This is a genomic window from Asanoa sp. NPDC050611, assembly GCF_040654855.1.
In the GTDB taxonomy this organism is placed as follows: domain Bacteria; phylum Actinomycetota; class Actinomycetes; order Mycobacteriales; family Micromonosporaceae; genus Asanoa.
In genome coordinates this window covers 1-20057 of sequence record NZ_JBFAIU010000007.1, presented here as the reverse complement: position 1 = coordinate 20057, position 20057 = coordinate 1, and the positions used below count along the sequence as shown (strand labels likewise).

The 20057-nt window shown below is 73.3% G+C and carries 18 protein-coding genes and 1 pseudogene; 7 read left to right on the top strand and 12 right to left on the bottom strand.

What is annotated here, in order from left to right:
• Nucleotides 1–34 precede the first annotated feature (34 nt).
• A complete protein-coding gene (locus AB0H87_RS02235; protein WP_360138318.1) occupies nucleotides 35–1033 on the top strand; it encodes an AAA family ATPase in 999 nt (332 codons plus the stop codon).
• Between the two features lie 116 nt (nucleotides 1034–1149).
• The gene (locus AB0H87_RS02230; protein ID WP_360138188.1) at nucleotides 1150–4260 is read left to right on the top strand and encodes a M14 family zinc carboxypeptidase; all 3111 of its coding nucleotides are present in this window, start codon (nucleotides 1150–1152) and stop codon (nucleotides 4258–4260) included.
• A gap of 47 nt (nucleotides 4261–4307) precedes the next feature.
• Here the strand turns inward: AB0H87_RS02230 and AB0H87_RS02225 are convergent, their stop codons facing one another.
• The 7 genes and pseudogenes from AB0H87_RS02225 to AB0H87_RS02195 form a co-directional block, all read right to left on the bottom strand.
• Nucleotides 4308–4658, bottom strand: a complete 351-nt coding sequence (locus AB0H87_RS02225; RefSeq protein WP_360138185.1) for a DUF1801 domain-containing protein — start codon at nucleotides 4656–4658, stop codon at nucleotides 4308–4310.
• 26 nt (nucleotides 4659–4684) lie between these two features.
• Complete coding sequence (locus AB0H87_RS02220) at nucleotides 4685–5485, bottom strand: GNAT family N-acetyltransferase (RefSeq protein ID WP_360138182.1); 801 nt, start codon at nucleotides 5483–5485, stop codon at nucleotides 4685–4687.
• A 10-nt stretch (nucleotides 5486–5495) separates the two neighbouring features.
• A complete protein-coding gene (gene topA, locus AB0H87_RS02215) occupies nucleotides 5496–8321 on the bottom strand; it encodes a type I DNA topoisomerase (protein ID WP_360138180.1) in 2826 nt (941 codons plus the stop codon).
• A gap of 185 nt (nucleotides 8322–8506) precedes the next feature.
• A complete protein-coding gene (locus AB0H87_RS02210; RefSeq protein WP_360138178.1) occupies nucleotides 8507–9094 on the bottom strand; it encodes a hypothetical protein in 588 nt (195 codons plus the stop codon).
• Nucleotides 9085–9561 carry a hypothetical protein gene (locus AB0H87_RS02205; RefSeq protein WP_360138315.1) on the bottom strand — a complete coding sequence of 159 codons (477 nt, stop codon included), beginning with the start codon at nucleotides 9559–9561 and terminating at the stop codon, nucleotides 9085–9087. The genes AB0H87_RS02210 and AB0H87_RS02205 overlap by 10 nt, the downstream gene beginning before the upstream one ends.
• A gap of 81 nt (nucleotides 9562–9642) precedes the next feature.
• Nucleotides 9643–9906 (bottom strand): annotated as a pseudogene (locus AB0H87_RS02200) (DUF4062 domain-containing protein); the annotation flags it as partial.
• Between the two features lie 52 nt (nucleotides 9907–9958).
• The gene (locus tag AB0H87_RS02195; protein ID WP_360138175.1) at nucleotides 9959–10525 is read right to left on the bottom strand and encodes a TIGR03086 family metal-binding protein; all 567 of its coding nucleotides are present in this window, start codon (nucleotides 10523–10525) and stop codon (nucleotides 9959–9961) included.
• Between the two features lie 63 nt (nucleotides 10526–10588).
• On the opposite strand from AB0H87_RS02195, the gene AB0H87_RS02190 reads away from it, so the two are divergent.
• Both AB0H87_RS02190 and AB0H87_RS02185 read left to right on the top strand, forming a co-directional pair.
• Nucleotides 10589–11386: a helix-turn-helix domain-containing protein gene (locus tag AB0H87_RS02190; RefSeq protein ID WP_360138172.1), complete on the top strand. Its 798-nt coding sequence runs from the start codon at nucleotides 10589–10591 to the stop codon at nucleotides 11384–11386.
• Between the two features lie 10 nt (nucleotides 11387–11396).
• A complete protein-coding gene (locus AB0H87_RS02185) occupies nucleotides 11397–12044 on the top strand; it encodes an NAD(P)H-binding protein (protein WP_360138169.1) in 648 nt (215 codons plus the stop codon).
• Between the two features lie 4 nt (nucleotides 12045–12048).
• Here AB0H87_RS02185 and AB0H87_RS02180 read toward each other — a convergent pair whose 3' ends face one another.
• A complete protein-coding gene (locus AB0H87_RS02180) occupies nucleotides 12049–13380 on the bottom strand; it encodes an AI-2E family transporter (protein ID WP_360138166.1) in 1332 nt (443 codons plus the stop codon).
• A gap of 121 nt (nucleotides 13381–13501) precedes the next feature.
• On the opposite strand from AB0H87_RS02180, the gene AB0H87_RS02175 reads away from it, so the two are divergent.
• Entirely contained in the window at nucleotides 13502–14191 is a 690-nt protein-coding gene (locus AB0H87_RS02175) for an ABC transporter ATP-binding protein (RefSeq protein ID WP_360138163.1), read from the top strand.
• Complete coding sequence (locus AB0H87_RS02170) at nucleotides 14188–15363, top strand: ABC transporter permease (protein ID WP_360138160.1); 1176 nt, start codon at nucleotides 14188–14190, stop codon at nucleotides 15361–15363. Before AB0H87_RS02175 ends, AB0H87_RS02170 begins: the two co-directional genes overlap by 4 nt.
• Before the next feature lie 69 nt (nucleotides 15364–15432).
• On the opposite strand, the gene AB0H87_RS02165 is transcribed toward AB0H87_RS02170, so the two are convergent.
• Nucleotides 15433–15810: a hypothetical protein gene (locus tag AB0H87_RS02165; protein WP_360138157.1), complete on the bottom strand. Its 378-nt coding sequence runs from the start codon at nucleotides 15808–15810 to the stop codon at nucleotides 15433–15435.
• The gene (locus tag AB0H87_RS02160) at nucleotides 15807–17891 is read right to left on the bottom strand and encodes a serine/threonine-protein kinase (protein WP_360138154.1); all 2085 of its coding nucleotides are present in this window, start codon (nucleotides 17889–17891) and stop codon (nucleotides 15807–15809) included. The genes AB0H87_RS02165 and AB0H87_RS02160 overlap by 4 nt, the downstream gene beginning before the upstream one ends.
• A 161-nt stretch (nucleotides 17892–18052) precedes the next feature.
• Here AB0H87_RS02160 and AB0H87_RS02155 point away from each other — a divergent pair, with 161 nt between their 5' ends.
• Nucleotides 18053–18634 (top strand): response regulator transcription factor, encoded by a 582-nt coding sequence (locus AB0H87_RS02155; protein WP_360138151.1) that lies wholly within the window; start codon nucleotides 18053–18055, stop codon nucleotides 18632–18634.
• 13 nt (nucleotides 18635–18647) lie between these two features.
• Here the strand turns inward: AB0H87_RS02155 and AB0H87_RS02150 are convergent, their stop codons facing one another.
• Together AB0H87_RS02150 and AB0H87_RS02145 are read right to left on the bottom strand one after the other, a co-directional pair.
• A complete protein-coding gene (locus tag AB0H87_RS02150; protein WP_360138148.1) occupies nucleotides 18648–19547 on the bottom strand; it encodes a type II secretion system F family protein in 900 nt (299 codons plus the stop codon).
• A gap of 2 nt (nucleotides 19548–19549) precedes the next feature.
• A partial coding sequence (locus tag AB0H87_RS02145) for a type II secretion system F family protein (protein WP_360138145.1) occupies nucleotides 19550–20057 on the bottom strand: 508 nt, incomplete at its 5' end.

Genomic DNA, 20057 nt, shown 5'->3' with positions numbered 1-20057 from the left:
GTCTCTACGCAGTATTTCGTAGGGTAGGCGCGTGATGCCGGTGACGCTGGTCGGTCGAGCGCGGGAACGCGCCGAGCTGGCCGCCGCCTGGACCGCGCTCAGCGACGGCGCGGGGCCGCAGGTCGCGGTCGTCACCGGCGACGCCGGCACCGGCAAGAGCGCGCTGGTCGCGGCCGTGCTCGGCGAGCTCGACCCCGCACCCGGGACGGTGCTCACCGGCCAGGCCCGGATCCACTCGCCGGCGCCGTACGACTGGCTGGCCGCCGTGCTCAGCGGCCGTGACACCCGCGGCCTGCCCGCGCCGACCCCCGCGTTGGCGTGGCTCGCGCAGCACGACGCGGCCCCGGTCGAGCGGTTCGCGCCGGGCGCCCTGCTGCGCGTCGCCACCCGGGTGGTCCGCGCGCTGGCCGGCACCGGCCCGGCCGTGCTCGTCGTCGAGGACCTGCACGCCCTCGACCCCGCCAGCCTCAACCTGGTCGGCGAGCTGGCTGCGGCGACCGGCCTGCCGGCGCTGCTGCTGGTCACGAGCCGGCCGAGCGCCGACCCGCTGGTCGCGCGCACGCTGGCCCGGCTCACCGGCACGCCCGGCGCGGTCCGGGCGCACCTCGGGCCGCTGCGGCCGGCCGACGTGGCGGGCGTCCTGGCGCAGGTCTACCCGGACCGGGAGATCACGCCCGGCGCGGCCCACGAGGTGTGGAACCGCACCGGCGGCAACGCGTACCGGCTGACCGAACTGGTCGCCACCACGCCGGCCGACGACGTGGCCGACCTGCTGGTCGCGCCGGCGGGCGAGCCGCCGACCGAGCCGACCGTCGAGCTCACCGCGCGCGAGGTCGAGGTGCTGGTCTGCCTGCGCGACGGCATGGCCAACAAGCAGATCGCGCGGGCGCTGGGCATCTCGGTGCGTACCGTCACCGTGCACGTCTCCAACCTGCTGCGCAAGACCGGCACCGCGTCGCGCACCGAGGCGGCGCTCTGGGCCGTCCGCCACAGTCCGCACGCTCCGTCGTTGACCTCCCGTAGCCGCCCGTAAACCGTAGGGATCCGTCAAGGGTCGCCATCCATTGACCGACGCCTACACAGTCGGCAGGCTCCACATTGGTGCTCCTCGACGTCGAGGAGCCCCTTTGTCATGAGCGAGGGGGATGGATGAGATCTAGACGATGGCTGGGGGCGGCGACCGCCGCCACTCTGGTCGCGGCGCTGATGGCGGCGTCACCGGCCCAGGCGAAGGCACCCGAACCGGGTGACCGCCTCGAGGTCTACGTCGGGACCGTGACACCGGCCCAGCTTGACGACCTCCGCGCGGCGGGCGTCGACGCCGAAGAGGTCACCGTGGGCGCCGCGGGCACGAACACCCGCGTGGAGGCCGTGCTCAGCAAGCGGTCCGCCGACCGGCTCGCTGACCAGGGCGTCAAGCTCGAGGTCAAGAAGGTCCGCGGCAAGGCCGCGTCGCAGGTGCTCCGCGAGCAGGCGAAGGCCGGCTGGGAGGCGTTCCGGCCCTACAACGAGCCCGGGGGCATCCGCGACGAACTGGTCGCCACCGCGGCCCGCTACCCCAAGCTCGCCGAGGTGGTCAACTACGGGAAGACCACCCAGGGCAAGACGATGACCGCGGTACGCGTCACCAAGAACGCGAAGAACGTCCGCGACGGCTCCCGCCCCGCGACGCTCTACATGGGCGCGCAGCACGCGCGTGAGTGGATCACGGTCGAGATGACCCGCCGGTTGCTGCACTACGTGCTCGACAACTACGGCAAGGACCCGGTGATCACCAAGCTGGTCGACACGACCGAGCTGTGGTTCGCGCCCGTGGCCAACCCCGACGGCTACGACTACACGTTCACCCCCGACAACCGGCTGTGGCGCAAGAACCTGCGGGACAACGACGGTGACGGGCAGATCACCTCCCTCGACGGCGTCGACCTCAACCGGAACTTCGGCTACAAGTGGGGCTACGACAACGAGGGCTCGTCGCCGCAGATCACCAGCGACACCTACCGTGGCCCGGGCCCGGACTCCGAGCCGGAGACCAAGGCGCTGCACTCGCTCTACAGCAAGATCCGGCCCGAGTTCTTCATCAACTACCACTCGGCCGCCCAGCTCCTGCTCTACGGCGTGGGCTGGCAGGTCAGCACGCCGTCACCGGACGACGTCATCTCGATCGCGATGGCCGGCGACGACGAGCACCCCGCCGTGCCGGGCTACGACCCCGACATCTCGGCCGAGCTCTACACCACCAACGGCGACGCCGACTCGGGCCTGTCGCACCGCTGGGGCGGCCTGGGCTTCACGCCTGAGATGAGCACCTGCGCGGCCGCGGCCAACTCCGTGCCCGACGACGAGTGGCTGGCGGAAGACTGCGTCAGCGACTTCATCTTCCCGGACGACGAAGAGCTGATCCAGGCGGAGTTCGAGAAGAACATCCCGTTCGCCATCGCCACGGGCCGCTCGGCGCTGGACCCGGACGACCCGGTCTCCTCGGTCGGCCGTTCCACGCCGGACTTCGTCGTCGACACGTTCGACGTCTCGTACGGCACCCGCCAGCCGGTCGCGGTGACCGCCCGGCGCGCGCTGCGCGACGTGGAGATGCACTACACCGTCAACGGCGGCCGCCCGCGCACCACGGGCGTACGCGAGTGGCGGGGCGGCGAACGCTACGGCAACGAGGGCCACGACTACTACGCCGAGTTGCGCGGCAACGTGACCGGCACGAAGAAGGGCGACTCGGTCGAGGTCTGGTTCACCGGCCGGAAGCCCGGCAAGGGCAACGTGGCCAGCGAGCACTTCACCTACACGGTGTCCCAGGACATCGGTGGCGACGTGCTGGTGCTGGCGGCCGAGGACGTGACCGGCATCAGCCCGGCGCAGACGGGCACGTCAGCGAAGTATGCCGACGAGATGCAGGCCGCGCTGACCGCGGCCGGGCGCAGCAGCGACGTCTACGACTTCGACACCCGCGGCCGCAAGGCACCCCACCCGCTGGGCGTGCTCTCGCACTACAAGGCCGTGGTGTGGGAGACCGGTGACGACATCATCCCGCGGGCGACCGGCCAGGTGGGCGGCACCGCGGCGAAGTCGGCGCTGGACACCGAGCTGGCGGTCCGCGACTACGTCAACGAGGGCGGCAAGATCTTCATCACCGGCAAGTACGCGATGTACGCACAGGGGATCAACGGCTCCTACTACTACGAGCCGGACTTCCCGACGCAGCCGGAGTGCACGGACCCGAACGACCCGCCGTGCCTGCCGCTGTTCAACGACTTCCAGCAGTACTACCTGGGCGCGTACGCGTACATCGACGGCTCGGGTTCCGACGACGAGGGCAACCCGCAGCCGCTGAGCGGCCGCAGCGGCCGGTTCACCGGCTTCACGGGCACGCTCAACGCGCCGGGCTCCGCGCAGAACCAGGACCACACCGCGTCGTTCCTGGCCACGTCGAGCATCCTGCCGGAGGACGAGTTCCCGCAGTTCGGCAACAGCGCCGCGCCGGTCGGCTGGGTCCGACCGGGTGCGCCGCCGTTCGACCCGTTCGAGGGCGACTACTACGCCTTCAGCGGGCGCGGTGACGAGGCGTACAAGCGGCTCGGCCGGACGATCGACCTGACCCAGGCCACGACGGCGGAGCTGCGCTTCATGACCTCGTACGACATCGAGACGAACTGGGACTTCATGTTCGTCGAGGCGCACGAGGTGGGCACCGACAACTGGACGACGCTGCCGGACGTCAACGGCAAGACCAGCAACAACGCGGGCGACAGCTGCACGGCGAACTCGCCGGCCCGGCTGCACCCGCAGCTCAACCACTACGTCGAGTTCGTCTCGACCACGGAGCCGTGCCTGCCCGAGGGCACGACCGGCACCTGGAACGCGGCGACCGGCTCCTCCGGCGGCTGGAAGGAGTGGGTGGCCGACCTGTCCCAGTTCGCTGGCAAGCAGGTCGAGGTCTCCATCACCTACATGACCGACTGGGGCACCGAGGGACTGGCCGCGTTCGTCGACGACGTGCGGATCACGGCCAACGGGGCGCCGGTGGCGTCGACCGGGTTCGAGACGGACCTGGGCGGCTTCACGGTGCTCGGCCCGCCGCCGGGCTCGGCACCGAACGTCACGGACTGGAGCCGGACCCAGCTCGGGTTCGAGGAAGGCGCCGTGATCACCACGCAGGACAGCGTCTACACCGGGTTCGGCTTCGAGGGCCTCGCGCCCGCGGAGCGCAACGACCTGGTCAAACGGGCCGTGCGACACCTGCTCGGCTGAGCTGACCGCGAGACGAGGGGCCCCCGGTCGATCCGGGGGCCCCTTCGCTAGCTCCGCTGGTCGTGCATCACCCGGACGACGCGCACGACCAGGTCCCACGGGATCGGCTCGCTCCACCGGAACTGCAGGGCGTCCTTGGCGCCGCGGTACGGCGCGACGGCGCGCTCGAAGTCCTCATCGCCCCGGGGAGCGGGGTAGAGCGAGACGAACTTCTTCCAGGCGGCGTAGTAGACGAGCACCCTGCCGTCGACGGTGACCGCCGGGATGTTGTAGCTGATCTTCTCGCCGGTGTTCGGCAGCGCGTCGAGCACCGTCCGCCGCATCCGCCGGGTGATCTCCTGCTGCTCGGCGGGCAGCGCGTCGATGTAGTCGTCGACACTCGCGAACTTCGGGGGCATGCGGACAGGATGCCGGACCCGGGCCGTCAGAACTCGTAGACCTGGCGATCCTCGACCGGGTGGTAGCCGATCTTCGTGTATATCGAGTTGCTGGTCGGGTTGGCCAGGTCGGTGAAGAGGACGACCTCGTGCGGGCGCGCGGCGGCGCTGATGGCGGCCGTCACGGCCGAGCCGTAGCCGCGGCCGCGGTGCTCGGGCGGCGTGTAGACGGGACCGACCCGGACGACGCCGCCGGCCGGCTTGCGCATCCCGGCCAGGGCGACCGGAGCACCGCCGTCCTCCCAGAGGTGGTAGGCGCCGTAGCTCAGGCCGGCGTCGACGGTCTCACCGGCCGCGGTGAGCGGCTCGTGCAGCTCCGCGCCGCACGCGGTGAGCCACGCGATCAGCAGGTCGCGGTCGGCCGGGCCGGCCACCCGGGCGTGGCCCGCCACCTCCGGCACGACCAGGTCGCCGAGGCAGTAGAGCCGCGACCGCAGGCCGGGCCGGGCGGTGGCGCCCGTGCGCCGGCACCAGGCCTCGGCGAACGCCTTGGCCACCTCGTCGGTCGAGTTGACGCCCGGCACGTCGGCCAGCTGGCCGGCCAGCTCCACCGCGGCCGCGGGCGTCGCCGGGCCGCCGAGCAACAACGGCCGGGGTGGGGTCCAGACGTAGGCGCTGCCGTCGGTGTGCCAGCCGAACACCGGCCGGGCACCGCCGACGGCACCGGGACCGACCTCGGCCACCTTCGCCGAGATGGTCAGCAGCAGCGTGTTCTCGACGGGGCGAGCGCGCAGGGCGGCGCCCACCACGGTCCGGAACTCATCGGCGTCCGACGTGGTCGACCACATCGAACAGACGCTAGTCGGTCGTCTTCTTGGCCGCAGTCGCCTTTTTCGGTGCCGCCTTCTTCGCCGCGGCGGTGGTCTTCTTGGCGGCCGTCGCCTTCTTGGCCGTGGTCTTCTTCGCCGCCGTCTTGGTGGCCTTCGTGGCGGTCTTGGCGGCGGTCTTGGTGGCCGCCTTCTTCGTCGCCTTCTTGCGCGGCGCCGGACCCTTGGCCCGCTTCTCGGCGAGCATCTCCGAGGCCTGCTCGATGGAGAGCGACTCCGGTGTCTGCCCGCGCCGCAGCGACGCGTTGACCTCGCCGTCGGTGACGTACGGCCCGAACCGACCGTCCTTGATCACCAGCGGCTTCTCGGTCAGCGGGTCGGGGCCCATCTCCCGCAGCGGCGGCGCGGCGGCCCGGCGCTGCCGGGTCTTCGGCGCCGCGAGCAGCGCCTTGGCCGCCTCGAGGGTGACCGTGAAGAGCTGCTCCTCGGTCTCCAGCGAGCGGAACTCGTCGCCCTTCTTGACGTACGGGCCGTAGCGGCCCGAGGCGGCGAGGATCTCCACGCCGTCGTCGTCCTTGCCGACCACCCGGGGCAGCGAGAGCAGCCGCAGGGCCTCGTCGAGCGAGAGCGTCTCGGGCGAGTGCGACCGGAACAGCGAGCTCTTGCGCTCGCCGCTGGAGACGTACGGCCCGTAGCGGCCGGACTTGAGGACGATGTCCTCGCCGGTCTCCGGGTGGGTGCCCAGCGTGCGCTCGCCACTGCCGCCGAGGAACAGCTCGTCGACCTTCTCCGGCGTCAGCTCGTCGGGAGCCAGGCCCTCCGGGATCGAGGCGCGGTCCTCGTGGTCGGTGCCGTCGCCGTTGCCGTTGGCGGCCGCGTGGTCGGCGCCGCGCTGCAGGTAGGGACCGTAGCGGCCGACCCGGACCACGACGTCGCGGCCGTGGTCGTCGCGGAACAGCGGGATCGAGTTGACGCTGCGGGCGTCGATCTCGCTGAGGTTGTCGGTGACCAGCTTCTTCAGGCCGCCGGAGGCCGCGATCGTGCCGTCGGCGGAGACGTCGCTGCCGAAGTAGAACGAGGTCAGGAAGTCGTTGGCGGCCATGTCGCCGCCGGCGATCTCGTCGAGCTCGTTCTCCATCGCCGCGGTGAAGTTGTAGTCGACCAGCCGTGGGTAGTGGCCCTCCAGCAGCCCGACCACCGCGAACGCGAGGAACGACGGGATCAGCGCCTGGCCGCGCTTGTTGACGTAGCCCCGGTCCTGGATGGTCGCCATGATCGACGCATAGGTCGACGGGCGGCCGATGCCCAGCTCTTCCAGGGCCTTGACCAGCGAGGCTTCCGTGTAGCGGGCCGGCGGCTGGGTGCTGTGGCCCAGCGCCTCGAGCTGCTCGGCGGTCAGCGGCTGGTCCTTGACCAGGGTCGGCAGGCGCCGCTCGGCGTCCTCGGCCTCGGCGTGCTCGTCGTCGGACGACTCCACGTAGGCGCGCAGGAAGCCGGGGTCGGTGATGGTCTTGCCGGTCGCCGCGAAGTCGGCCTCTTCGCCGGTGGTCGAGACGGCGCGGATGCGCACCGAGACCGACTGGCCGACCGCGTCGGTCATCTGGGACGCGATGGTCCGGCGCCAGATCAGCTCGTAGAGCTTGAACTCCTCGGCCGACAGCTCGTTGGCCAGCTCACCGGGCGTGCGGAAGGTGTCGCCGGAGGGGCGGATCGCCTCGTGCGCCTCCTGGGCGTTCTTCACCTTGCCGGTGTAGCGGCGCGGCTCCGGCGGGACACTGCCCTGGCCGTACAGCTCGGCGATCTGCCGGCGGGCCGCCGCGATGGCGGTCTCCGACAGGTTGACCGAGTCGGTACGCATATAGGTGATGTAGCCGTTCTCGTAGAGCCGCTGCGCGGTGCGCATCGTCTGCTGCGAGGAGAAGCGCAGCTTGCGGGCCGCCTCCTGCTGGAGCGTCGAGGTGATGAACGGCGCGTACGGCTTGCGCCGGTAGGGCTTCTCCTCGACCCGGGTGACAGTGAACGGCCGCCCGTCGAGGCGGGCGGCCAGGCCCCGAGCGCCGTCGGCGTCGAGATGCACCACCGCGGCTCCCGGCCTCACCCGGCCCGTCGTGGGCTCGAAGTCCTTGCCGGTGGCGACCCGGTCGCCGTCGAGCGCGACCAGGTTGGCGGTGAAGGTGCGCGGGCCCTCCTTGGCGGCGGCCGCGTCGACGGCCAGCAGCGCCTGGATGTCCCAGTAGTCGGCGGAACGGAACGCCATCCGCTGGCGCTCGCGCTCGACCACGATGCGCGTCGCGACCGACTGGACCCGGCCGGCCGAGAGCTTCGGCATGACCTTCTTCCAGAGGACCGGCGACACCTCGTAGCCGTAGAGGCGGTCGAGGATGCGCCGCGCCTCCTGGGCGTCGACGAGGTCGCGGTCGATGTCGCGCGGGTTGGCCACGGCGGCCTGGATCGCCTGGCGGGTGATCTCGTGGAAGACCATCCGCTTGACCGGCACCTTGGGCTTGAGGGTCTCGAGCAGGTGCCAGGCGATCGCCTCGCCCTCGCGGTCCTCATCCGTCGCGAGGAAGACCTCGTCGACCTCCTTGGCCAGCTTCGTCAGCTTGCTGATCTGCTGCTTGCGGTCGGCGGAGACGACGTAGAGCGCGGCGAACCCGTTGTCGACGTCGACGCCGAGCCGGGCCCAGGGCAGCTCCTTGTATTTGGCGGGCACGTCCGCGGCGTTGCGCGGGAGGTCACGGATGTGGCCCAGGCTGGCCTCCACCACGTAGCCCGGGCCGAGATAGCCCGAGATCGTCTTGGCCTTCGCCGGTGACTCGACGATGACCAGACGGGTGCTCCTGGCATTGCTCGGCACTGCACTCCCTCACATGTTCGTGGATGTCCAAGGTAACGCGCGGCCCGGCGGGAAGGTCGCGATACGCAGGCGACCCATACCACGGCGCAGCGTCACGGTGGACGGCGACACCGTACACCCAGGTCGAAGGGTGACGGGTGCCACCGCACCGGAACCGGTGTCGATCGAACAGCTGAACAACGCGTTCACCCAGGCCAGCATTCCTGCGGGGCGGGTGCTGGACGATCTCCGACCAATTCGGCGAGCCGGGCCAGCCGGCGCCGGCCGGTCACCCGGTAGGCCGGCCCGCCGGCGCGCGGGCCGAGCAACGCCGCGGGCAGGCCGACGGCCGCCAGCGCGGCACCGACCTGATCCCATTGTCCCTCGTCGTTCGCGCCGAGCCGCAGGGCATATCCGGCTTCATCCGGCGCACCGGCAGCAGCCGCCCAAAGGCGCAGTCTTCGCCCATCGAGGAAGAAATTGGGCGGTGGTCGCTTCACCGCGCCCCGCAACCACGCCACTCCGAGGGCGGCCAACGCGGTCGAATAGGAGGTACGCACGCCCAGGTGCCCCTCGACCTCGGTCGGTGACCAGGTCGGTGCCAGCCCGCGCAGGGTGAGCTCCGCGACCAGCACGTGCACCCGCCAGCCGGCGTCGACGACGACCGAGACGCGGGCCGTCCCGCCCATCCGCACCACCTGGCCCGGCCCGGCGAGCAGGCCCGCCAGGTCTCCCGGCGTGGGTTCGCGGGCCTCGACGCCGAACAGCGAGAGCTGCCGCGGCGTCAGCGACACTCCGGGACCTCGTCGAAGGCGCGCGCCAGCTCCGGTGAGTCGAGGTTGCTGGTGTCCAGCGCGCTGGCGTCGTACTCCTTGTTGAGGGTCTCGACCGTGGCCGCGACGCCGTCGTAGAACGCGGGGCCGGTGTCGAGCCCCTCGATCTGCCGCTTGGCCTTCCCGTAGGCGTCGCGCACCCCGGCCAGCGAGCCGACGAACCCGTCGGCGACCACGTCGCCCTCGTCGACGTCGGGCACCCCGGCCCGTGCGACCAGCGCCCGGGCGTCCTCACTGGCCTTCTCCGCGCCGCCGAGCAGCCGCACGAGGTTCTCCTTCGCCTGCGCGGGGGCGGTCTTCGCCGTCATCTGCTGCTCGGTGCCGGAGGCGAGGCTGTCGATCTCCTCGCGCCACGGGCTCAGCGCGTCGCACACGTCCGCCGCCCAGATCTGCGGCGCCGGCCCGCTGCGGGCGACCCGCTCCAGCATCTCCGCCAGGCGGGGTTCGCGGTGCGGTGCGGGACGCTGCACGTAGACGAGCCGCGGCATGTCGCCGGCGGCCAGGAACTCGTCATCGAGGCCCGAGACGTCCCGGCCCGGCTCGACCGTTCCGTAGCTCTCGCCGTAGATCGCCACGAACACGTCGCTCTGCGCCAGATAGGCCAGGTAGAGATCGCGCGGTGGGTACGGCCGGGCGCCCAGCTCGAACATGACCGGCGTGAGGTGCAGCTGCTCGATCGCCCGGCGCGCGGCGACGCGGGCATCCGCCAGCTCGTTCATCGTGGAGCTGACGAAGACGCGGAGCCGCTGGTCGGGCGTGCGGATTTCGGTCATATCCGACACAAGCGTACCGCGCGAGCTTTGTCCCTCCGCGTCCGGTTCGCTGCTAGCGGGGCCGCCACCCCGGGTCGCGACCGCTGCCCGCGAGCACCGACGCGAACGCACCCACGTCCGGCGCGACCGGCACCGGCGGGGCGAAGATGCCCATCGCGCGGCCCTGCTCGGCCATCTCCACCATGAAGCGGTTGGTCAGCTCGACCGCGGCGGGATCCGGTTCGTAGTCCTGGCCGGTGGCCCGGGCGAGGTCCCAGCCGTGGATGGTCAGGTCGGTGACCAGCATCGAGGCGACGGCGCCGGGCGGCATCTCGTACGTGCCCAACGTGATCGGGCCCGCCGGCGGCATCGCCCAGGCGGTCCGCGCGGCGGCGGAGTCCGTGTCGAAGCGGGTGGCGAACCCCGCGTCGATCAGCTCCGCGGTCCACAGCTCGCTGGGCACCGGCCCGCCCCGCCCGGCCAGGGCCAGCGCGCTGCCCACCTGGAGCACGTGGTTGACCAGCGTGCGGACGTCCCAGTCGACACACGGCGTGGGCGCGGCCAGGTCGGTCGGGCGGACGGCGTGCAGGACCGCGCCGGTGCGCCCGGCCGCTTCGGAGATCACGGAGTCGAGGTGCATACGGGTCACGCTAGGCGGGCGGGCGCGCGGACCGCTTGAACAAACGCGACATACGCTGGGTCGATGTCGGGGATCCTGCACGCCGACCGGGCGCACCGGGCGTTCCGGTTCAGCACCAGGCCGCCGGCCGAGGTCCTCGCGCCGTACGTCGCGCATTACTGGATCATCCACTGGGACCTGCGCGGGAAGCCGGCGCACGAGCAGCACGTGCTGCCGTACCCCGCGGTGAACCTGACCTTCCTGCCCGGGCGTTGCCGGGTCACCGGTGTGCCCCGCGGCCGCTTCACCGAGGTGCTGACCGGCACCGGGCGGGTGTTCGGGGTGCGGTTCCGGCCCACCGGCTTCCGGCCCTTCCTCGGCGCGCCGGTCGCGACGATCACCGACCGCGTCCTGCGGGTCGACGAGGTGTTCGGCACCGGCCTCGACCCGGACGCGGTGCTGGCGGCCGACGACGCGGGCGCCGCCGCCCTGCTGGACGGCTTCCTCGGCGGGCGCGCACCGGCCCGGCCCGACCCCGCCGCGCTGACCGTCGAGGCGATCGCCGCGCGCGCCGCCGCGGACAGCACCGTCACCCGCGTGGACCAGCTCGTCGCCGCGTTCGGCATCGGCGCGCGGAGCATGCAGCGGCTCTTCGCCGACCACGTCGGAGTCGGACCGAAGTGGGTGATCCGCCGCTACCGGCTCCACGAGGCGGCGGCCGCCGCCGCGGCGCACGGCGGGGGGCTCGACGTCGGGGCCCTGGCCACCCGCCTGGGCTACGCCGACCAGGCGCACCTGACCCGCGACTTCACGGCGGTGGTCGGCGAGCCGCCCGCCCGCTACGCGCGTGCCCAGCCCGGAGCCGCACCGCCGCCGGGGTAGCGTCGCCGGTATGAGGATCGTCATCGCCGGCGGCCACGGGCAGGTGGCCCGGTTGCTCAACCGGCGGCTCGCGGACGCCGGCCACACGCCGGTCGGCATCATCCGTAACGCCGCGCAGGCCGACGAGGTGGCGGCGTCCGGCGCCGAGCCCGTCGTGCTCGACCTGGAGAAGGCGTCCCGCGACGCGGTCGCCGCGGTGCTCTCCGGCGCCGACGCGGCCGTGTTCGCCGCGGGCGCCGGCCCGGGCAGCGGACCCGCTCGCAAGTGGACGGTCGACCGGGACGCGGCGATCCTGCTCGCCGACGCGGCGGCCGCTGCGGGCGTGCGCCGGTTCGTGCTGCTCTCCGCCATCGGCGCCGACGAGTTCGATCCGACCCTCGACGACGACTTCGAGGTCTACCTGGAGGCCAAGAGCGCCGCCGACGCCACGGTGCGCCGCAGCGAGCTCGACTGGACGATCCTGCGGCCGGACGGGTTCACCGACAAGCCCGGCACCGGCAAGGTCACCGTCGCCGAGACGGTGGGCCGCGCGAGCATCCCGCGCGCCGACGTCGCCGCCGTGATCGCCGCGCTGGTGACCGGCAACCTGGCCGTGCGCCGCCAGTTCGAGGTGACCGGCGGCGACACCCCGATCGACGAGGCGATCGCGGCGCTCTGACCGCTCAGGCCCGGGCCGGTGGCGGGTCGACCGACGACTCGACGTCGGGCACGGCCGCCGTCTCGGCGGTCGTGTCGCCCTCGTCGGCTTCGTCGTCGTCGGTGGGCTCGGTGCCGGGTGGCTCGCGGTCCGGCGTCGGCTCCCCGGTCGGGTGGTCGGCGAGATAGCGCACCGCCGTGTTGGCCACCGCGAGGATCGGCACCGCGACCAGGCCACCGACGATGCCGCCGACCACGACGCCGGTCGCGATCGCCAGGATGACGGCGAGCGGGTGCAGCGCCACCGCGCGACCCATGATGAGCGGCTGCAGCACGTGCCCTTCGAGCTGCTGCACCCCGATCACGATGGCCAGCACGATCAGCGCGCTGATCGGCCCCTGGGTGACCAGCGCGACGAGCACCGCGACCGCGCCGCTGACGGTGGCACCGATCACCGGGATGAACGCGCCGAGGAAGACCAGCGCCGCCAGCGGGAGGGCGAGGGGGATCCGCATCACCGCGAGCCCGATCCCGATGCCGACCGCGTCGATGAACGCGACCAGGACCGTCGCCCGGACGTACGAGACGAGGGTGTGCCAGGAGTAGTGGCCGGCCCGGGCCACCGGCACCCGCGCGCCCCGGGGCAGCAGCCGGCACAGGAACGTCCAGATCGACTCGCCGTCGCGCAGGTAGAAGAAGAGGGTGAAGAGCACGAGCAGGAAACCGGTGGCGACCTCGCCGATCGTCGTCGCCGTGCTCAGGGCGCCGGTGGCGAGGCTGTCCCGGTTGTCCATGAACTGGTTCTGCAGTTGCTCGATCGCCTCGCTGACCTGGCTCTGCGAGATGTGCAGCGGGCTGTTGGCGAGCCAGGTCTGCACCTCGTCGATCCCCTGCCCGACCTGGTCGGAGAGGTCGTCGAACTGGGAGATGAAGGTCTGGACGATCAGGCTGAGCCCACCGAAGACCACGATCAGGCCGCCGAACAGCACCAGCGCCGCGGCCAGCGACTTGTTCATCCCGCGCCGGCGCATCGCCGCGGCGACCGGTTCGAGCAGCGCCGCCAGCAGGATGGCGACGACCACCGGGATGAGCACGATCCGGAGGAGTCCCATCACCCGGAACAGGAGGTACGCGGCCGCGACGAACAGGACGATCCGCCACGCCCAGGCGCCCGCGACCCGGACGCCGCGCGGTATGCCGTCGTCGACGGTGGGCTCCTTGTTGTCGACCACCACGACCGCCGGCGGTGCGGGCGGCGCCAGCCGCTGGTCGGGCGTGAACGGCGGCGGGCTGCCCCGCCGTCCGGCGGTGCGCAGCGTGTCGCGCGCCCGATCGCGCACCGAGTCGACCCACGTCATGCCGGACTCCGTTGCCCAGCGGCAGGGAGCCGGAAACCCGATCGGCGGTGCGGTTGACCGCACCACCGGTTGGCCGGCCGGCCCGGTCGTCCCGACCGGCGCGGGCCGCGACGCTGGTCGCATGACTGAGGAACCGGTGGTGGCGGAGGGGTTGGGGCGGCGGTACGGCGAGCGGCTCTGGGCGTTGCGGGACGTGTCGCTGGCCGTACCCGCGGGTCGGTTCGTGGCGGTGATGGGCGCGACCGGCTCCGGCAAGAGCACGCTGCTGCACTGCCTGGCCGGGCTGGACCGGCCGACCGCGGGCCGGGTGCGGCTCGCGGGACGGGACATCACCCGGCTGCGCGAGGCGGCGCTGACCCGCCTGCGCCGCGACCGCGTGGGTTTCGTGTTCCAGTCCTACAACCTGCTCTCGACGCTGACCGTCGCCGGCAACGTGCTGCTGCCGACCCGGCTCGGCGGCCCGCGGGTGAGCGGCGGCGACCTCGAGGCGGTGCTCGGCGCCGTCGGGCTCGACGGGCTCGGCGGGCGGCCGGTCGGCGAGCTGTCGGGCGGCCAGCGCCAGCGGGTCGCGGTGGCCCGGGCGCTGGTCACCGAGCCGGCGCTGCTGCTCGCCGACGAGCCGACCGGCAACCTCGACAGCCGTGCCACCGAGGACGTGCTCGCGATCTTCGACGAGCTCAGCGCCGCCGGCCGGACCATCGTGGTGATCACGCACGAGGTCGAGGTCGGCAACCGGGCGAGCCGGCTGGTGCGGCTGCGCGACGGCGCCGTGGTCGCCGACGACCGGCAGGACGCGCGGGTGCCGGCGTGACCGTCCGCGAGACCCTCCGCTTCGCCCTGCGCGGCATCGCCGCCAACAAGCTGCGCTCCGGGCTGACCATGCTCGGCATCCTGATCGGGGTCGCCGCGGTGATCCTGCTGGTCGCCGTCGGCACCGGGTCGGCCCGCCAGGTCAGCGCCCGGATCGAGGCGCTGGGCACGAACACGCTGACCGTGCAGGGCAACGGGGTGCTGACCATGCCGCTGGCCGCCGCGCTGGCCGATCCGGTGCTCGCCCCGGACGTGCTCTCCGCCTCGCCGGTGGTCAGCGCCGCCACGACGGTCACCTACGCCGGCACGGACCACGCCGTGCCGCAGTTCGTCGGCACGGACGCCGCGTACTTCGCCGCCGCCAACACCCCGGTCGCCCGCGGCGCCGCCTTCACCGCCGACGACCTGGCCCGCGCCCGGCGCGTGGTGGTGCTCGGCCGGACCGCCGCGGACGAGCTGTTCCCGGGCACGGACCCGGTCGGCAGGGAGGTCACGGTCGGCGGCGCCCTCTACACCGTCAGCGGGGTGCTCGCGCCGCGGAACTCGGCCGCCGGCTTCACCGACGCCGACGACATCGCGATCGCGCCGGTCACCGCGGTGCGGCAGACGCTGACCGGGTACGGCCCGATCACCTCGATCCTGGTCCGCGCCGCCGGCCCCGAGCGGGTCGACGCGGCCCAGGCCCAGGTCGACGCGATCCTCGCCGCCAAGCTGCCGGCCACCGGCGACGCCAGCCCGTACCGGATCCAGAACGCGGCCCAGCTCCTGGAGACCCAGTCGGAGACCGCGCAGACGTTCACCACGCTGCTCGGCGCGGTCGCCGGCATCTCGCTGCTCGTCGGCGGGCTCGGGGTCACCAACATCATGCTCGTCACAGTCACCGAACGAACCCGGGAGATCGGCATCCGCAAGGCGCTCGGCGCGCCGCGCGGCGCGATCGCGACCCAGTTCCTGGCCGAGGCGACGATGCTCAGCCTGCTCGGCGGCGGCCTGGGTGTGCTGGTCGCGCTGGCCGGCAGCCGGTTCACCATCGCCGGGGTGCAACCCGCCGTGGTGCCGGGCTCGATCGCACTGGCGCTCGGCGTGTCCGTCGCGATCGGACTGTTCTTCGGCAGCGTCCCGGCCCACCGCGCGGCGGGGCTGCGCCCGATCGACGCGCTGCGCTACGAATGAGAGGGGCAACCGCGGTGACGCACGCCGTCGACGACGACGAGGTCCTGCTGGCCGACTTGGCGGCCTCCTTCAGCAGCCCGGCGAGGCCAACCCGCCCGACCACCCAGCGACGACGAGCGGCGCGGAGCCGCCCACCGGCGTCGACCCGTCCGGCGGCACCGGCGGGGAGCAGCCGGTCACCGGCGGCCCGGCCGGGGCCACCTCGACCCCCACCGGCCGGCCGGCCGCCGGCGGCGGGCCGGCCACGGGCGCCACGGCGCCGCCGGCCGGCGAGCCGACCGCGGATCCGCCGCCGGCGGAGGGCGGGGACCCGCCGGCGCAGGAGGAGTCGCCGGAGCCCGAACCGGAACCGACGCCGTCCGCGGAGGCACCGGAGTCGCCGGAGCCGACCGAGACCTCGGCCCCCGACGACGACGGGGAGGCCGTCGCCGCGACTCCCGTCGTCAACCCGAGAGGATGACGTCCGAGGCGTGGAACGGCACGTAGTGGTCGAAGAACAGGCTCGACAGCAGCTCGGCCCGGCTCCCCGCGCGGAACGCGGTGAGCAGCTCGGTCAGGCCGTCCTCGACCGCGTACACGGACAGGCTCAGCTCGCGGGCGATCTGGCGGGTGTTGCGGCCGCGGGCGACCGCGCCGAGCAGCCTGCCGTGCCAGCGCTGCAGGCCACGCGCCCGGACGACGAACGCGCTGATCTCGTGCGGGCGGATCCGGCCCACGGTCACGGCGATCGCGCTCTCCAGGTCGACGGCGTGGAAGGCCAACCAGCGGCCGTCGAACCGCAGGCCGCCGGAGGTGTCGATGAGGCCGGTGCGGCGGCCCTTCGCGACCGCGCTGCCGACCCGGTCCAGCTCCACGGCGTCGAGGACACCGCGGGCGGACGCGGTCACGTCGAGCAGGCGACCGTCCGCGGCCAGCACCAGGCGGCCCGACTCGGAGTCCGGTGCCTCGGGCGTCGCCGGTGAGACGGGCGCGGGCGCCAGGTCGGGGCGGGCGCGGCGCTGCCTGGGCAGGCGGAACCGGGCGACCCGGGGCGGCTGCGGCGGTGGCGCCGGTCGGGGCGGCTCGGCCTGCGGCGAGGTGGCCGCGTTTCCCCGCGCGAGGGCGTTGTGCAGCGCCGCTCCGAGCAGCCGCCCGGCCGGCGCGAGCTGGGCGACGTCCTCGGCCGAGAACCGGCCACCGGCCCGGTAGGCGAGCAGCGCGCCCCACGTCCCGTCGGCGTCGTGGAACGACTGGCGCAGCTCGTCGGTGAACCCGCGCGGCCGCAGGACGGACCGGAACCGGGGACTCAGTTCCGGATCGCCACGGGTGGCGTCGTCCAGCGTGCCGATCCGCTGGTCACCGGCCAGGTCGACGAGCCGCAGCACGTCGTCCTGCCCGTACTCGTTGGCGAACAGCTCCCGTTCCAGCGAGTGGTCGTGCGGTCCACCGTCGACGACGCACGCCGCCCACATCAGCGTCGCCGGGTCGAGCACCGCCCAGATCGCCAGGTCGAACCCGACCGTACCGCGCAGCATCGCGCTCGCCTGCCGGCGCAGGCTGACGTGGTCGAGCGACATGTCGAGGTCGGTGCCGACCCGGGCCGCGAACGGCTCCCGGCCCGTCCGCGGCGCACCGCGGGTTGGCAGGCGGCGGTCGGCGGTCGTCCGGGAGCCGGCGGCCGGTTCCGGCCCCGGCTCCTCGCCGTCGTCCTCGGGCTCCTCGAGTCCGTCCAGCGGGACCCGCACGCCCGCCGCCCGGGCCAGCGTGACGGTCACCTCGCGGCTCACGGGGCGGTCGTCGGGTTCCTTGCGCAGGCAGCGTTGGAGCAGGTCGCGGACGACCGGCGGCACGCCGGGGAGGTTCGGCAACGGCGCGGGCTCCAGATAGATGTGTGCCTCGAGCATCTGGGTGCTGGTCTCGGCGGTCCACGGCAACCGGCCCGCGAGCAGGCGGTAGAGCAGCAGGGCGAGCGCGTACACGTCGGTGGCGGCGACCACCGGGCGGCCGTCGAGCCGTTCCGGCGCGAGGTAGGCGGGCGTGCCGAGGAGCTGGTCGCCCTCGATCACGTCGTGCGCCCCCGCCACCGCCGCGAGTCCGAAGTCGACGACCTTCGCGCCGCCGGCCGGCAGCATCACGTTGCCGGGCTTGACGTCGCGGTGCACCACGTCGCGGGCATGCGCGGCCGCCAGGGCGGACGCCACCTCCGCGCAGATCCGCAGCGCCGGCTCCACGCCGACCGCGCCCCGCTTGAGCCGCTGCTCCAGCGATCGGCCGTGCAGCAGCTCCATCACCACGTACGGCCGCCGGTCGCTCTCGCCGTAGTCGTACACGCTCGCGATGTGCGGGTGGCTGAGCCGCGCGGCGGCCCGCGCCTCGGCCAGGATCCGGCGGCGGAACTCGGCGTCCCGGGCGAACTGCGGCGCGAGGAGCTTGATCGCGACATCTCGGTCGAGGACGCGGTCGTACGCCTGCCACACGACGCCCATGCCCCCGGCGCCCAGCCGGCTCGTCAGCCGGTACCGCGCGCCGAGCAGCGTGCCCTCGTCCACAATCCCTCCCTCCCGCTGTCCGCAATGGATCACCCAGGCGATTTAAGCAAGACCTAACCACCACCTAAGCCTGCGATAGGCGTACGAACGGCGGCGTCAAGTACCGTCGACAGGACTTCATACGGGGCTAAGGAAGGGACCGACCGGATCGGAGTGGTGCATTGGCGACGGTATTCGCGATCCACGCCAACGCGACGACCCAGCTCACGATCAGCCGCGCCGTCGCCACCCTCGCCCACACCGAGCTCGCCGGTCGCACCGCGTCCGCGCTCGAGGCCCGGCGGGTCGTCGCGACGCTCGCCCCGGACGTCGTGACCGTCGACCTGCGGCTGCCCGACGGCGACGGGATCACGCTCACCCAGCAGCTGCGCACCACCCGGCCGCGCCTGCCGGTGCTGCTCGTCGGCCCGGCCCGGCACGCGCTGCTGGAGCGTGCGATGGCCGCCGGCGTCGCGGCGTACGTCGACCGCGGTGCCGGTGTCGTCGAGGTCGCGGCGGCCATCCGCGCCTGCCTCGCGGGCGGCGTGAGCTACTCGGCGCACACGCTGAACGCGGCTCTGCGGCACCACCGGGCGGCGGTGCTCAGCCCGCGCGAGCGCGAGGTCTACGAGCTGGTCCGGGCCGGGCTCAGCCAGGCCGCCGTGGCGAAGCGGCTCGGCGTGGGCGAGTCGACCGTGCGCACCTACGTCGCCCGCGTGCGCGCCAAGACCACCGGCGGCGGTGACCTGCCCCAGGCGGGTTGACCGGACGCGCGCGTCAGCCACGGAACGCCTCCAGGATCTTGACCATCGCCGGCCCGATCACGACCACGAACAGCGCCGGGAAGATGCAGAAGACCATCGGGAAGAGGATCTTCACCGGCACTTTCTGCGCGAGCTCCTCGGCCCGCTGCCGGCGGCGCAGCCGCATCTCGGCCGCTTGCGCGCGCAGGACCTTGCCCATCGGGATGCCCAGCGTGGTCGCCTGCACGACGGCCGACGAGAACGCCCGCAGCTCCGTGACGGTCGTCCGCGCGGCCATCTCGCGCAGGGCGTCGACCCGGGCCCGGCCGATCTGCATCTCGTGCAGGACCCGGGCGAACTCGCCGACCATGGGCCCGCGGCCGTTGCGCACCACCTGGGCCAGTGCGGCCTCGAAGCCGAGCCCCGCCTCGACGGTGACCACCAGGGTGTCCAGCACGTCCGGCAGCGTGCGCCGCACGAGCTCCTGCCGCTCCTGCGCGAGGTGCAGCACCAGCAGCGCCGGGGCCGCATAGCCCACGGCCGCGCCGACCACCGCCCACACGAGCCAGGTCACCGGCGCCGCCGCCAGCACCGCGAGGCCCAGCCCGACGACAGCACCGACGACCACGAGCAGTCCCTGGTACGCGGTCACGGTCTCGACGCCGAGCCAGGTCGGGTTGCCCGCCTGGTCCAGCCGCCGGGTCAGCCAGGCGGACACCCCGCCCCGGCCCACGGCGCGCCCGAGGGCGTAGGCCGGCCGGGGCAGCACGCCGGGCCGCGCCGCGCCCGGCACGGTGTCCGCGCCCGCGACGCGGTACCCCTGGTCGACCGTCTTGATCGTGCGCGCGACCGCGTCGTTCGGCCCCGCGGCCAGCACGACCGCCGCGATCGCGAGCCCGCCGGCCATCGCGACCAGACCGATCAACAGCAGCATGCTCAGACCTCGACCTTCAGCCAGCGGGACATCCAGAACGCGCCGAGCACCATCAGCAGCCCGGCCCCGACCAGCATCACCAGGCCGGGGAACGTGGTCCAGAGGACGCTGAGGTACTCGCGCCGGATCAGGAACATCCACCCGGCGAGCACGAACGGCAGGCCGATCAGGATGTACGACGAGAGCCGGCCCTCGGCCGACAGGGCGTGGACGTGCCGGCGCAGGCGGTCGCGTTCCCGCAGCGTGTCCACCGCGGTCTCGAGCGTCTCGGCGAGGTTGCCACCGGTCTCGCGCTGGATCCGGATCGCGATCACCGCCCAGCCGAGGTCCTGGTTGTCGACCCGCGCGGCGGCCCGCTCCAGCGCGTCCGCCAGGTCGGCGCCGAGCCGGACCTCGCCGAGCGCGCGACCGAGCTCGTCGACGAGCGGGCCCGGCGAGCCGTCGCGGACCACGGCGTCCAGCGCCTGCGTCAGCGAGAAGCCCGACCGCAGCGAGCTGACGACGAGCTGC